Annotated in this window: 12 protein-coding genes; 11 read left to right on the plus strand and 1 reads right to left on the minus strand. The window is 66.8% G+C overall.

Going from position 1 to position 14,476, the window contains the following annotated elements; translation table 11 throughout:
* Positions 1-17: 17 nt before the first annotated feature.
* From catA to FHS02_RS28760, 8 genes are all read left to right on the plus strand, one after another.
* Positions 18-938 (plus strand): catechol 1,2-dioxygenase, encoded by a 921-nt coding sequence (gene catA, locus FHS02_RS28725; RefSeq protein WP_137312098.1) that lies wholly within the window; start codon positions 18-20, stop codon positions 936-938.
* An 11-nt stretch (positions 939-949) separates the two neighbouring features.
* Complete coding sequence (gene benA / locus FHS02_RS28730) at positions 950-2,335, plus strand: benzoate 1,2-dioxygenase large subunit (protein ID WP_137312099.1); 1,386 nt, start codon at positions 950-952, stop codon at positions 2,333-2,335.
* The gene (gene benB / locus FHS02_RS28735; protein WP_137312100.1) at positions 2,332-2,823 is read left to right on the plus strand and encodes a benzoate 1,2-dioxygenase small subunit; all 492 of its coding nucleotides are present in this window, start codon (positions 2,332-2,334) and stop codon (positions 2,821-2,823) included. The genes benA and benB overlap by 4 nt, the downstream gene beginning before the upstream one ends.
* Before the next feature lie 29 nt (positions 2,824-2,852).
* The gene (gene benC, locus FHS02_RS28740) at positions 2,853-3,869 is read left to right on the plus strand and encodes a benzoate 1,2-dioxygenase electron transfer component BenC (RefSeq protein WP_137312101.1); all 1,017 of its coding nucleotides are present in this window, start codon (positions 2,853-2,855) and stop codon (positions 3,867-3,869) included.
* A gap of 1 nt (position 3,870) precedes the next feature.
* A complete protein-coding gene (locus FHS02_RS28745) occupies positions 3,871-4,683 on the plus strand; it encodes a 1,6-dihydroxycyclohexa-2,4-diene-1-carboxylate dehydrogenase (protein WP_307722182.1) in 813 nt (270 codons plus the stop codon).
* Between the two features lie 20 nt (positions 4,684-4,703).
* Complete coding sequence (gene pcaD, locus FHS02_RS28750; RefSeq protein WP_137317186.1) at positions 4,704-5,483, plus strand: 3-oxoadipate enol-lactonase; 780 nt, start codon at positions 4,704-4,706, stop codon at positions 5,481-5,483.
* A gap of 43 nt (positions 5,484-5,526) precedes the next feature.
* Positions 5,527-6,681, plus strand: a complete 1,155-nt coding sequence (locus FHS02_RS28755; RefSeq protein ID WP_137317187.1) for a benzoate/H(+) symporter BenE family transporter — start codon at positions 5,527-5,529, stop codon at positions 6,679-6,681.
* A 70-nt stretch (positions 6,682-6,751) separates the two neighbouring features.
* Positions 6,752-8,113, plus strand: coding sequence for an MFS transporter (locus tag FHS02_RS28760; protein WP_137312102.1), 1,362 nt, complete (start codon positions 6,752-6,754; stop codon positions 8,111-8,113).
* On the opposite strand, the gene FHS02_RS28765 is transcribed toward FHS02_RS28760, so the two are convergent.
* Positions 8,110-8,670 (minus strand): Lrp/AsnC family transcriptional regulator, encoded by a 561-nt coding sequence (locus tag FHS02_RS28765; RefSeq protein ID WP_137312103.1) that lies wholly within the window; start codon positions 8,668-8,670, stop codon positions 8,110-8,112. The genes FHS02_RS28760 and FHS02_RS28765 overlap by 4 nt on opposite strands.
* 608 nt (positions 8,671-9,278) lie before the next feature.
* Here FHS02_RS28765 and FHS02_RS28770 point away from each other — a divergent pair.
* From FHS02_RS28770 to FHS02_RS28780, 3 genes are read left to right on the plus strand one after another with little or no spacing between them, the layout of a single operon-like run.
* Complete coding sequence (locus FHS02_RS28770) at positions 9,279-11,522, plus strand: TonB-dependent receptor (protein WP_137312104.1); 2,244 nt, start codon at positions 9,279-9,281, stop codon at positions 11,520-11,522.
* Between the two features lie 5 nt (positions 11,523-11,527).
* Positions 11,528-13,024 (plus strand): amino acid permease, encoded by a 1,497-nt coding sequence (locus tag FHS02_RS28775; RefSeq protein WP_137312105.1) that lies wholly within the window; start codon positions 11,528-11,530, stop codon positions 13,022-13,024.
* Positions 13,008-14,447: an amidase family protein gene (locus FHS02_RS28780; RefSeq protein ID WP_175424661.1), complete on the plus strand. Its 1,440-nt coding sequence runs from the start codon at positions 13,008-13,010 to the stop codon at positions 14,445-14,447. Before FHS02_RS28775 ends, FHS02_RS28780 begins: the two co-directional genes overlap by 17 nt.
* The last annotated feature ends 29 nt before the right edge of the window (positions 14,448-14,476 follow it).

Consider the following 14,476-nt stretch of genomic DNA (forward strand, 5'->3'; position numbering starts at 1 on the left):
AATACAAGGAGACAATCATGACCCATAATGACATCGACAAACTCGTCAACAGCTGGATCGTCGAATCGGCGATCCGCCCCGCCAATCCGCGCGTGCAGCAGATCGTGGTGCGCCTGGTGGGCGACCTGTGCAAGGCGATCGAGGACCTGGACATCACGCCGAACGAATTCTGGCAAGGTCTCGAATACTTCTCCGCGGCCGGCGCGAACAATGAACTCGGCTTGCTGACGCCGGGCCTGGGCCTGGAGCGCTTCATGGACATCCGCGCCGACGAAGCCGATGCGAAGGCCGGGCTGGAAGGCGGCACGCCGCGCACCATCGAAGGCCCGCTGTACGTGGCCGGTGCGCCGGTCTGCCAGGGCAGCGCGCGGCTCGACGACGGTACCGAGAGCGACCGCGCCGAAGTGCTGTTCATGCAGGGCACGGTGTACGGGGAGAACGGCCGGCCGGTCCCCGGCGCGCAGGTGGAGGTGTGGCACGCGAATTTGCTGGGCAACTACTCGCACTTCGACCAGACGCAGTCGCCGTTCAACCTGCGCCGCACGATCGTCGCGGACGACAAAGGGCGCTACCAGTTCCGCACCATCATGCCGAAGGGCTACGGCTGTCCTCCGGGCGGCAGCACGCAGACGCTGCTGGACCTGCTGGGACGCCATGGACAGCGCCCGGCGCACATCCACTTCTTCGTGTCCGCCGACGGCCACCGCAAGCTGACCACGCAGATCAACATCGACGGCGATGAATACCTGTGGGACGACTTCGCGTTCGCCAGCCGCGAGGGCCTGGTGCCGCCGGTGGTGCGCGTCGACGATCCGGCCGCCATCGCGGCGAAGGACCTGCAAAAGCCGTTCGCATCGATCGACTTCGATTTCCACCTGCATGCCGACAGCGCGGCCGCCCCGGCCGGCGACGTCGAACGCACCCGCGCCGCCGCCTGAGGAGTATCGCCATGAACCAGCGCACCACGATCCCGATCCATCCGGCCAGGCCATCCATGCCGTCCTCTGTTGACGGTCTGTTGATCGAAGACGAAGGGAAGGGCGACTACCGCGTCCACCGCAGCGCCTTCACCGACCCGGATCTGTTCGAACTGGAGATGAAGCACATCTTCGAAGGCAACTGGATCTACCTGGCCCACGAGAGCCAGATCCCGAACAACAACGACTACTACACCACGCACATCGGGCGGCAGCCGGTGTTTATCGCCCGCAACAAGCAGGGCGAACTGAATGCCTTCATCAACGCCTGCAGCCACCGCGGCGCGCAGCTGTGCCGCCACAAGCGCGGCAACAAGGCCACGTACACGTGCCCGTTCCACGGCTGGACGTTCAACAACAGCGGCAAGCTGCTGAAGGTGAAGGACCCGGAAGGCGCCGGCTATCCGGACTGCTTCAACAAGGAAGGCTCGCACGACCTGAAGAAGGTGCCGAAGTTCGCCAGCTACCGGGGCTTCCTGTTCGGCAGCATCAACCCGGACGTGGTGCCGCTGGAAGAGTTCCTCGGCGGCGCCGGCAAGATCATCGACATGATCGTCGACCAGTCGGCCGATGGCCTGGAAGTGCTGCGTGGCGCGTCCACCTATACGTTCGACGGCAACTGGAAGCTGCAGGCTGAAAACGGCGCGGACGGCTACCACGTGTCGGCCGTGCACTGGAACTACGCGGCCACGACGAACCGCCGCAAGGAACAGGAAGCGCAGCCGGGCCGCGAAGACAAGATCCGCGCGATGGATGCGGGCACCTGGGGCCGGCAGGGCGGCGGCTTCTACGCGTTCGAGTACGGCCACATGCTGCTGTGGACGCAGTGGTCGAACCCGCAGGACCGGCCGAACTATCCGCGCCGCGCCGAGTACGCCGAAAAGTTCGGCGAAGCGACGGCGAACTGGATGATCGAGCGCTCGCGCAACCTGTGCCTGTATCCGAACGTCTACCTGATGGACCAGTTCGGGTCGCAGATCCGCCTTCTGCGCCCGATCTCGGTGGACAAGACCGAAGTGACGATCTACTGCATCGCGCCGAAAGGCGAGTCCGACGAGGCCCGCGCCCGCCGCATCCGCCAGTACGAGGACTTCTTCAACGTCAGCGGCATGGCCACGCCGGACGACCTGGAAGAGTTCCGCGCCTGCCAGACCGGCTATGCCGGCGCGTCGATGGAGTGGAACGACATGTGCCGCGGCGCGACGCACTGGATCAAGGGACCGGACGAGGCGGCGAAGGAAATCGGCCTGGCGCCCGTGCTCTCCGGCGTGCGCACCGAAGACGAAGGTTTGTACACCGTGCAGCACCGCTACTGGCTCGACGTGATGCAGAAAGCCGTGAAGGAGGGTCAGCCATGAGCGACGTCACCATCGAACGGATCGCCGCCTTCCTGTACCGCGAAGCGCGCCTGCTGGACGACGAGCAGTGGGACGACTGGCTGGAGTGCTACCACCCCGACGCCCGCTTCTGGATGCCGTCCTGGGACGACGACGGCACGCTGGTGACGGACCCGCAGCGGGAAATCTCGCTGATCTACTACCCGACCCGCCAGGGGCTGGAGGACCGCGTGTTCCGCATCAAGACGGAGCGCTCGAGCGCGACGATTCCCGATACGCGTACCAGCCACAACATCGCCAACATCGAAGTGGTGCAACAAGAAGGGAGCACGGTCACGGTGCGCTTCAACTGGAACACGCTGAGCCACCGCTACAAGACGGACTTCGCGTACTTCGGCATGTCGCGCTACGTGATCGATTTCGGCGGCGACCGGCCGCGCATCCTCGACAAATACGTCGTGCTGAAGAACGACTACATCAACCAGGTCATCGACGTCTATCACATCTAGTCGATCGACAAGCCACAAGGAGACAGGTGATGAACACCCACCGCATCGCCCTGCAGTTCGAAGACGGGATCACCCGCTTCATCACCTGCAACGACAACGAAAAACTGGCCGATGCCGCATACCGGCAGAAGGTCAACATTCCGCTCGATTGCCGCGACGGCGCCTGCGGCACCTGCCGCGGCTTCTGCGAGTCGGGCAGCTACGACATGCCCGAGTCGAGCTACATCGAGGATGCCCTGGAGCCGGAGGACGCGGCGCAAGGCTACATCCTGGCCTGCCAGTGCAAGCCGACCTCCGACTGCGTGGTGCGTATTCCCGCCACATCGGCGTCGTGCAAGTCCGGGGCCAGCACGTTTGCCGGCAAGGTCGCCGCCGTCGAGCACCTGTCGGCATCGACGATCGCGTTCGCCATCGATCTCGACGCCGACGGGCCGGATTTCCTGCCGGGCCAGTATGTCAATGTCGGCATTCCCGGCACCGCGCTGACCCGCTCGTACTCGTTCAGCTCCCCGCCTGGTTCCACGCAGGCGCGTTTCGTGGTGCGCAACGTGCCGGGCGGCCGGATGAGCGGCTTCCTGTCGCAGGAAGCGGCCGCCGGCCAGCCGGTCGCGTTCACGGGACCGTATGGCAGCTTCTACCTGCGGCCGGTGGTACGCCCGGTGCTGCTGCTGGCAGGCGGCACCGGCATTGCGCCGTTCCTGTCGATGCTCGACGTGCTGGCCGTCAAAGGTTTCGCGCATCCGGTGCGGCTGGTCTACGCGGTGACCAACGACCACGACCTGGTGGGGCTGGAACAGCTGGACCGCATCGCCGCGGCGCATCCCCATTTCACGTATGTGACCACGGTGGCGACAGCGGACAGCCGGCACCCGCGCAAGGGGTACGCAACGGCGCACGTGGAGCCGGGCTGGATGAACGGCGGCGACGTCGATGTCTACCTGTGCGGCCCGGTGCCGATGGTGGACGCGGTGCGCGGCTGGTTTGCGGAGACGGGTGTGACGCCCGCCAGCTTCCACTACGAAAAATTCTCGTCGACGGGAGCCTGAGATGACGGATCGCATGACATATGAAACGGAAAGCCGGCGCGAACGTTTCCGCGGCAAGGTCGTCATCGTCACCGGCGCGGCGCAGGGAATCGGCCGCGGCGTGGCGCTTGCCGCCGCGCGGGAGGGCGCACAGCTGGTCCTGGCCGATCGCGCCGGCCTCGTTGCCGAGGTGGCCGCCGAATGCGCGGAACTGAAGGCCCAGGTAGCGGTCGTGCAGTCGGACCTTGAAACCTATGCCGGCGCGGTCGCCGTCGTCGACAGGGCGCTGGCCGAATTCGGCCGCGTCGACGTGTTGGTCAACAATGTCGGCGGCACCATCTGGGCCAAGCCTTACCAGGAATACGAGGAAGAGCAGATCGAAGCGGAGATCCGCCGCTCGCTGTTCCCCACGCTGTGGTGCTGCCGCGCCGTGCTGCCGTCGATGATCGAACGGCGCAGCGGCAGCATCGTCAATATCTCGTCGATCGCCACGCGCGGCATCTACCGGATTCCCTATTCGGCGGCGAAGGGCGGCATCAATGCGCTGACCGCCAGCCTGGCGCTGGAACATGCGCAGGACGGCATCCGCGTCAACGCCGTGGCCACCGGCGGCACCGAGGCGCCGCCGCGCGTGGTGCCGCGCAATCCGCAGCCGCTCAGCGCGCAGGAGCAGGCGTGGTACCAGGGCATCGTCGACCAGACCATCGCCAGCAGTCCGATGCACCGCTACGGCACCATCGGCGAGCAGGTCGGCGCCATCCTGTTCCTGGCCTCCGATGAAGCGTCCTATATCACCGGCAGCGTGCTGCCGGTCGGCGGCGGGGACCAGGGATGAATACCGTCATGAATCCCGTCATGAATACCGTCGAACTCAATGGCAGCGCATGCCGGTACCGGACCGACGGCGATCCGCGCAACCCGGCGGTGCTGATGTGTAATTCGCTCGGCACCGACCACACGATGTGGAACGCGCAGGTCGACACGCTGTCGCGCTGCTTCCACGTAGTGCGCTACGACACGCGCGGCCACGGCGAATCCGCCAGCCCGCCCGGCCCGTACAGCCTGGAGATGCTGGCCAACGACGCGCTGGCGCTGCTGGATCACCTGGAAATCTGCCGTGCCCACGTGGTCGGCCTGTCGATGGGCGGCCTGGTCGCGCAGTGCCTGGGCCTTTACGCGCCGCACCGGGTCAACCGGCTGGTGCTGGCCAACACGGCGGCCCGCATCGGCACGGCGGCCGGCTGGCGCAGCCGCGCCGAAGCGGTGCGCGAGGATGGCCTGGCCGGTATCGCCGCCACGTCGCCCGCACGCTGGTTCACGCCCGCATTCGCGGCGGAGTACCGGACCATCGTCGAACCGCTGCAGCATGCGCTGCGCAGGCAGTCGCCCGAAGGTTACGCGGCCTGCTGCGATGCGCTGGCCGGCGCCGACCTGGGCGACGACATCCGCGCGATCGCGGCACCGGTGCTGGTGATCGCCGGCGAAGCCGATCCGGTGACCACGGTCGCCGATGGCGTCGCGCTGTGCACGCGGATCCGCGACGCCAGGCTGGTTACCTTGCCGGCATCGCATCTGTCCAGCATTGAAGTCCCCGCGGCCTTCGCGCGGGAAGTGCAGTCCTTCCTTCACTCCTGAGGACATCATGAGCGATACGGTTCGGCCGAGCGACCCGGCCGGCATGGCGGCGCACGCGCTGCCGCTGCCGGCGATCGTGGCGGGATTCCTGGCGGTGCTGGTGTCGTTTGCCGGGCCGCTGGCGATCTTCTACCAGGCCGCGCAGGCGGCGCAGGTGGATGCCACCATGTTCGCCTCGTGGGTCTGGGGCATTTCGATCGGCGCCGGCGTCACCGGCATCTTCCTCAGCATCCGCTACCGGGTGCCCGTCATCACCGCCTGGTCGGCACCCGGCACCGCACTGCTGATCGCGCTGTTCCCGGCATTGTCCGTGGCGGAGGCGGTTGGCGCCTACATCACGGCGGCGGCGATCCTGCTGGTGCTCGGTCTGACCGGCAGCGTCGACCGCATCATGCGCCACATCCCGCAGGGCGTCGCCGCCGGCATGATGGCCGGGATCCTGCTGCCGTTCGGATTGAACGCATTTCGCGGCGTCGGCAGCCTGCCGGTGGTGGCGATCGGGATGATTGCGGCCTACCTGCTGTGCCGGCGCATGCTGCCCCGCTACACGGTGGTCGCCGTGCTGGCGGCCGGCGTCGCCCTGGCGCTGGCCTCGGGGACGACGGATTTCCGCGGCGTCGGCTTTGCGCTGGCCGTGCCGGAACTGATCGCGCCGGAATGGTCACTCGGCAGCACTTTCAGCCTTGCACTGCCGCTGGTGCTCGTCACGCTGACGGGGCAATACCTGCCCGGCATGGCACTGCTGAAGACTTCCGGCTACAGCCTGCCCGCCAGGCCGGTGATGGTCGCCAACAGCCTGGCGTCGCTGCTGGTTGCGTTCACGGGCGGCATCACGATCGCGATCGCCGCCATCACGGCGGCCATGTGCACCGGTCCGGATGCCCATGAGGATCCCCGCAAGCGCTACATCGCCGGTGTCGCCAACGGCGTGTTCTACCTGCTAGCCGGCTTGTGCGCCGGCTCGATCGTCACCTTGTTCGCGGCGCTGCCGAAGGAACTGGTGGCGACCATCGCCGGGCTCGCCCTGCTGGGACCGATCGCATCGAACGTGGGCACCATGATGGCCGCGCCCGACCGCGAGGCGGCATTGATCGCTTTCGTCGCCACCGCTTCCGGCATGACATTCCTCGGCCTGGGCGCGGCCTTCTGGGGCATCGCGATCGGCATCGCCGCGCATTTTCTCCTGACCCGCAAATAAGGAATACCGGCACCGGCCTTCATACACGATTCGACACAGCATCATCCAACAATCAAAGGAGACACGAATCATGCGGCAAATCGACCTGCAACAACTGGCGGACAAGGCCAGCTTCAACCGGTACCACGGCAGCATCCTGGCATGGTGCGCCATCATCATCATCTGCGACGGCTACGACCTCGCCGTGGCGGGCATCGCGCTGCCGTCGATCATGAAGGACATGGGCGTGACGGCGCAAAGCGCCGGCTTCATGGTCAGCTCGGCACTGTTCGGCATGATGTTCGGCGCCATCTTCCTGGGCACCATCGCCGACCGCATCGGCCGCCGCGCCGCCATCGCCACCTGCCTGGCGCTGTTCTCGCTGTTCACCGCGGCCGCGGGCCTGACCAGCGATCCCTATGTCTTCAGCGCGATGCGTTTCCTGGCCGGCCTCGGCATCGGCGGCGTGATGCCGAACGTGGTGGCGCAGATGACCGAATACTCGCCGAAGAAGATCCGCGCCACGCTCGTCACGCTGATGTTTTCCGGCTATGCGGTGGGCGGCATGCTGGCCGCGCTGCTGGGCAAGGGCATGCTCGAAGCGTGGGGCTGGCAATCGGTCTTCCTGGCCGCCGGCGTGCCGGTGGTGCTGATTCCGTTCGTGCTGAAGTCGCTGCCGGAATCGCTGGCCTTCCTGGTCCGCAAGGGCCGTATCGAAGAGGTGCAGCAGATCGCGCGCAGGCTGGAACCATCGTTCGTGCCGCAGCAGGGCGATTCCTATGCGCCGGCGTCCGGCGGCGCCGCGACCGGCACGCCGATCGGCCAGCTGTTCAAGGACGGCCGCGGCTTCTCCACGGCGATGTTCTGGGTCGCCTTCTTCATGTGCCTGTTCATGGTGTATGCCTTGAGCTCGTGGCTGGCCAAGCTGATGGCCGGCGCCGGCTACAGCCTCGGTTCGGCCTTGACGTTCGTGCTGGTGCTCAATTTCGGCGCCGTGATCGGCGCCGTCGGCGGCGGCTGGCTGGCGGACCGCTTCCACATCAAGTACGTGCTGGTGGCGATGTATGCTCTGGCGGCCGTGTCGATCACGCTGCTCGGCTATCCGGTATCGACGCCCGTGCTGTTCCTGCTGGTGGGGCTGGCGGGTGCGTCGACGATCGGCACGCAGATCGTCACCTATGCGTACGCCGGCCAGTTCTACCCGGCGGCGGTGCGCGCCACCGGCATCGGCTGGGCGTCGGGCGTGGGCCGCAGCGGCGCGATCCTGGCGCCGATCGTCATCGGCACGCTGGTCGGCATGGCGCTGCCGCTGCAGCAGAACTTCACCGCGATCGCCATCCCGGCCGTGATCGCGACGGTTGCCGTGTCGCTGATCCGGCACGACAGATCCGCGGCCGCGCACGAGCTGCTGGAGCAGGGCGGCAGCGGCGCCTTGCCAGGCAAGGCGGTCTAACGCCGCGCCGCCGGCTGCTCGGCCCCCGCATGCGATGCCGGCGCTTCGCGCTGGCGCGGCGCCTTGCGCGCTGCCGTCTCCGCGGTCGGCATCAGCTGGTATCCGCTGAACGCTTTCATTTCATCCATCAGGAAGTGCGAGACGATCTTCTCGACGCCGTAACCGCCGTCGAGCAGGATCAGCATTAGGCGCTTCCATTGCTGCATGTCGCCGACCACGGCGCGTAACATGTAGTCGTACATGCCGCTGACGCGGCAGGACTCGACGATTTCGGGCATCGCGGCGATGCGGTCGTCGAACGCGCCGAAGTCGTTGAGCGCATGGCGTTCGAACGACACCTGCGCCATGACGATCAGCACGTTGTGCATCTTGTCGACGGCGATCTGCGCTCGGTAGCCCGTAATGAATCCGCGTTCCTCCAGGTCGCGCACGCGGCGAAGGCAGGCGCTCGGCGACAGCGCCACACGGTCGGCCAGCGCCTGGTTGGTGATGCGTGCGTCCTGCTGCAGCAGATCCATGATCTTGCGATCGATACGGTCGATGTCTTTTTGTGTCATATGCAGTGGGCTCCAGGTTATCGGCGCCACTCCCGATCATGACGAATGGCAGCCTGTTATTAGTCAAGCAAGATCCATACCGGTAAGCACGCAGCGATATCAGTCGCTGCCGTGTCATCGAACCGCGCCGGTCGAACGATTCTATCGCCGCCGGACAGCGCGGGAACCGCAAATGTGCGCGTGTTCGCGGCCGGATTCCCCGGCATATCTCCGCGACGGACCTGCAGTTGTGCCGCCGCTGCTGGTTAATCCATATAAATCAGCTACTTGGCGCTAGCTGCGCACCATTCGGGTGCTTTCCGTTACCACGGAACAAGGCAAGAGCGTTTCTGTGCACCACGGTGCAGGAAATGCCGATTTCATGCGTTGCCTGTCAAGAATCTGCGGTTGTTGGGGTGCCCAGGCGGGGAAATCTTGTGATGTTGGAGAAAAAGGCTTTGTAATTCAAAGGCTTGGGGCCGATCGAGGGTGCCCGGCAGCCAATGGACTGACGGCGCGATTGGCTCTACAGTCGAGCGGTGCAGTGGTCCGGTCGAACCCGGAACCGGACCAGCCGCTGCAAGCGCCATCCACATCACGCCGCACATCGCCACGGAGATTTGCCCAGTATGAAACCAGCATCCCCAGCCCTTCTGCACCGCAGTGCCATGTCGCTGGCGCTGCTTGGCCTGTTTGCCGGCCCGGCGCAGGCGCAGGCAGACATCGCCCCCCACGATGCCGCCGGCACCGCCAACGCCACCGGAGCGGCGTCGGGCGAGTCTTCCTCGGAGTCTTCCACGACCACGCAGGCCGTGGTCGTGGTCGGCAAGCGTGGACAAACCGTAGCCAATACCGTCGGTGCCGCCAGCGCCCTGAGCGGCGAAGCGCTGAGCAAGGCCGGGGCCGAATCCTTTGCCGACTACCTGGGCAAGCTGCCTGGCGTCGTCTTCAATGCGGGCCCGGCCGGCAACTCGACCGCCGTCATCCGCGGCGTCGGTACCACCGCCGGCCTCGACCAGGGGCAGGGGACGACCGGCTACTACATCAACGAGATTCCCCTCAGCGAAGTGGGCTATACGGTCTCGATTCCCGATATCGATACGTTCGACGTACGCCGCGTCGAAGTGCTGCGCGGGCCGCAGGGTTCGCTGTATGGCGCATCGTCGCTCGGCGGTGCCGTCAACTATGTCGCCAACGACGCCGATCCGGGAGGCTTCGATGCCGCGCTGGAAACATCGCTCAGCAAGACCGTGAATGCGGGCAGCCTGGGCTATACCGCCAAGGCGATGCTGAATGTTCCGCTTGTCGCCGGCAAGCTGGCCGCCCGTGTGGTAGCGGTCAAGCGCGACATGCCCGGCTACCTGGACAACGTCGGCATCGGCAGGAAAGGCAGCAACGACAACCGGGTTTCGGACGGCCGCGTGTCGCTGGTCTGGACGCCGGACGGGAAGACCCGGCTGTCGTGGCTCAGCCTGTGGCAAAGCTCGTTCGCGGACGACAGTGGCTATCGCATGACGCGCTATGGCGAGCTGGAACGGTCGACTGCGCTGCCGGCCAGCTTCGACCTGGACTTCGCACTGCACAGTGCGCGCCTGGAGCGCGATGTCGGCGTCGCCCGGCTCACGGCGATCGCTTCCTGGAACAAGAAGGAGCAGGAACTGCACTTCGACTACACGCCTTATTACGGCGGATTCATGGGCACCACCGATCCCCAGCTGTTCCGCCAACTGGGCACCAGCAAGAACACCAACTACGAATTGCGGCTCGCGTCGCCGGATGGCGGGCGCTTCGAATGGCTGGTGGGCCTGTCGTACCAGAAGACCGACAAGCGCTTCGACGAAGACCTTTCGGCGCAGGGCGCCTACGATGTGCTGCTGCCGCAGGTGGGCGCCAGCCAGCTGCGCGGCGACCACTATTACTGGGGCGACGGCGGCACGTACGGTACCGACAAGGGAGTGTTCGGCGAAGTCTCGGTCAATTTCGCGGACGGCTGGAAGCTGACGGCTGGCGGCCGCCGCTATGACACGGCACTGCGCACCGACGGCCACCGCGATGGCGTGCTGTATCCGGGCGGGGTTTCGCTGCCGAACGGCTACCAGGCCGAGAACGGGTTCTCGCCGAAGATTTCGCTGAGCTACAAGGCCAGCCCGCAAACCCTGTACTACGCGCTCGCCTCGGAAGGCTTCCGCTTCGGCGGTGCCAACATCCTGCTGCCCATGGCCGGCTTCGACACGCCCACGGGCTGGGGCAGCGACTCGCTGCGCAATTACGAGATCGGCGTGAAATCGTCGCTGTTCGAGCGTCGTCTGGCGTTCGATGTCGCCCTCTTCAATATCGACTGGAGCGACCTGCAGGTGCGCCTGTTCCGCCCGGACGATCTCAGTTATGGCACCAACGCGGGCAGGGCCCGGCTGCGTGGCCTGGAATTTTCCGGCAGCTGGCGCGCCACCGACCAGCTGGACCTGGGCCTCAACTACACCTTCCTCGATGCGAAGCTGACGGAGGACCTGCTGGAAGCCGCCGTGCCGCTGCGCAAAGGCCAGCAGTTGCCCGGCTCCTCGAAGCACCAGCTGTCGAGCACCGCGACGTGGAAGTTCGACGGCCGGTACAGCCCAACAGCCACGCTCAGCGGCCGTTACCTGTCCGGCGCGCCGGCCAACCTGCAGCAGTCCGGGCAGCGCATCAACGGCTTCAGCCAATTCGATGCCCGCTATGCCATGTGGTTCGACAACCTCGAACTGAGCCTGTTCGTCAACAACATCGCCGACAAGCGCGGTGTCACGTTCAGTTACGGCAGCGAAGCCGCCTTCGGCGCGCAGGAATTCGTCATCCGCCCGCGTACGGCAGGGGTGCGCCTGCACTGGCAGCTGTGAACGCGATGCCCACGCCTTCTCCCGGCCTGCGCCACAGCCTCGGCTGGGGCGGGCTGCTGGTCCTCGGCATCGCCAACATCCTGGGCGCCGGCGTGTATGTGATGACCGGCACGGCGGCAGCCCGCTTTGCCGGGCCGGCGGTCACCGTGTCGTTCGCCATCGCCGGCGCGGCCTGCCTGCTGGTGGCGTTCTGCTACGCCGAGCTGGCGTCGTGCATGCCCGAATCCGGCTCCGCTTATACCTACTGCCGCCGTGCGCTGGGCGGCGGGCCGGCCTGGGCGCTGGGCTGGCTGCTGTTCCTGGAATACAGCGTGGCCGCCTCGCTGCTGGCAGTGGGTTTTGCCGGCTATCTCGGCAGCCTGCTGGGCGATTTCGGCATCGGTTTCCCCGCCTCGCTGTCCATGCCGCTGATCCACTCGCAGGTCGTCGAGGGCAGGCATGTGCTGTCGCTCGGCGCGGGGTGCAACGTCGTGGCGGCGCTCGCGGTGCTGTGCGCCGGCGGCATTGCCGCACTGGGCATGTCGCGCTATGCGCTCGTCAGTACGCTGCTGGTGGTGCTGAAAGTCGCCGTGCTGGTGGGCTTCATCGTGGTCGGCGGAAGCGCCGTCGATCCCGCCAACTGGCAGCCGTTCGTTCCGCCGAACGAGGGCGGCTTCACCTACGGCTGGGAGGGTGTCGCACGCGGTGCATCGCTGCTGTTCTTTGCCTTCCTCGGCTTCGAGACGGTGTCCACCGCCGCGGCCGAGACCCGCATGCCGCAACGCGATGTACCGGTCGGCATCCTCGGCGCACTGGCGGTCTGCACGACGCTCTATGTACTGAGCGGCTTTGTGCTGACCGGCCTGGTGCCGTTCCGGGAACTGGGCGTGCCCGATCCGATCGCAATTGCGGTGGACCGCATCGGTTATCCGGGCATTGCGCTGGTGATCAAGATCGGCGCACTGGCGGGCCTGGCGTCGGTACTGCTTGCTAACGCATTCGGCCACTCGCGCATCTGCTATGCGATGTCGCGCGACGGCTATCTGCCGGCACTGTTCTGCCGCGTGCACGAAACGCGCAACAGCCTCTGGCATGGCAATCTGCTGCTGGCCGGGATCGCGGCGGTGAGCGCCGCGCTGCTGCCGGTCTCTGTCATGGCCGACCTGATCTCGTTCGGCGTCGCCTTCATGTTCGCCATGGTCGCGGTCAGCCTGATCCACATGCGCAATACCCGGCCGGACCTGGAACGCAGGTTCCGCGTACCGTTCGGCGGGGTGCGCATCCGCGGCTTCTGGATCGGCTATGTCCCCGTGGCGGCGATCGTCACCAGCTTTGTCATGACCTTGCCGGTGGCGCTCGACATCCTCGACCAGGCCCGCCGTGGCGACTGGCTGGCCGTCGGCCTGCTCGGCGTCTATGCATTGCTGGGTACGTCGATCTATCTTTTCTTCGGCAAGCCGCGTGCGCGCCGCCTCTCCATCCTGAACCATGAGGAAGCCGTCTCCTATGCTCGAACTCACTGACGCGTTTGCCCTCGGGCTGCTGGACGCGCATGACCAGGCAGCCCTGGTGCGCAATGGCGAACTCGATGCCGCAACGCTGGCCGAGGCGGCGCTGATGCGCATCGCCGCCCTCGATCCGGCGTTGCGCGCCGCCAGCCATGTCGCATCGGAACTGGCCACCGCGCGCGCCGCGCGGTTGCCGGGCGGTGGCGCTATGCGCGGCGTGCCATGGATGCCGAAGGATTCGCTCGACTATCCGGGCATGCCCAGCCGCGCATGCTCGCGCAGCCGCACCGGCATGCTGGCGGCGGCCGGGCATCCGTTCGTCGACCGGCTCGATGCGGCCGGCCTGGTCGCAGTGGGCAAGACCTCGATGCCCGAGTTCGGCCTGCTCGGTTCGACGGAACCGCTGGCCGGCCCCGTCACCAGGAATCCTTGGTCGGCACGGCACTCGCCAGGCGGTTCCAGCGGTGGTGCCGGCGCCGCGGTCGCCGCGGGCCTGGTGCCGCTGGCGCACGGCAGTGATGGCGCCGGTTCGATCCGGTTGCCCGCCTCGTGCTGCGGCGTCGTCGGCCTGAAGCCCGGGCGCGATGCCACGGTTCGCGTGCGCTCGCGGCACAACGTGGAGGACCTGCTGGTAGGGGACAGCCTGATGTCGCGTTCCGTGCGCGACACCGCATGGGCATTTGCCGCCACACACCTGCAGCCTCGGCGGCCGATGGTCACGGGGCCGTCCGCGCGGCGCCTGCGCATTGCCGTGATCGAGAACGGCTTGCAGGGCGGCGCGCCGCATGCGGACGTGGCCGATGTCGTCCGCCGCACCGCGGACCTGTGCGCCACGCTGGGCCACCGCGTGGAAGCGGCGGCCTGGCCGCTCGACGGCGCCGCTTTCCTGCAATCGTTCCAGGATTTATGGACCCATTTGGGCGCCGACTGCGTGGACACGGTGCGCGCGGGCAGCGGCGTGCGCCGCCTCGAGGACGCACTGGAACCGTGGACGCTGGCCCTGGGCAGCCGTGCCGAGATGCTGTCCCCCGCCGCGCTGGAGGCGGCGTACCGCCAGTTGGCCGGGTTGCCGGCGCGGCTGGCGGATTTCTTTACGCGGCACGACGTGCTGCTCTCGCCCGTCGCAAGCACGCCTCCGCCGCTGCTGGGAACCTTCGCGCCCACCGTGCCGGCCGCCACGCTGATGGAAACCATGTTCGACTGGATCGCCTACACGCCGCTGCAGAACCTGGCGGGTACGCCGGCGATATCGCTGCCGCTGTTTGCCGCCAGCGATAGCGATGCCCCGGGCGGCGGGCTGCCGGTGGGAAGCATGTTCTCCGCCGACCGCGGCCAGGAAGACATGCTGCTCGCGCTGGCCTACGAACTCGAAAACGCGCAGCCCTGGCATGCGCGGTGGCCGGCCGTTTCGGTGGCAACCCGATCCCGACAAGCCTGATTCCGACAAGCTGATTCCGACAAGCTGAT

The sequence above is a fragment of the Pseudoduganella umbonata genome (assembly GCF_014192225.1).
Taxonomy (GTDB): domain Bacteria; phylum Pseudomonadota; class Gammaproteobacteria; order Burkholderiales; family Burkholderiaceae_D; genus Rugamonas; species Rugamonas umbonata.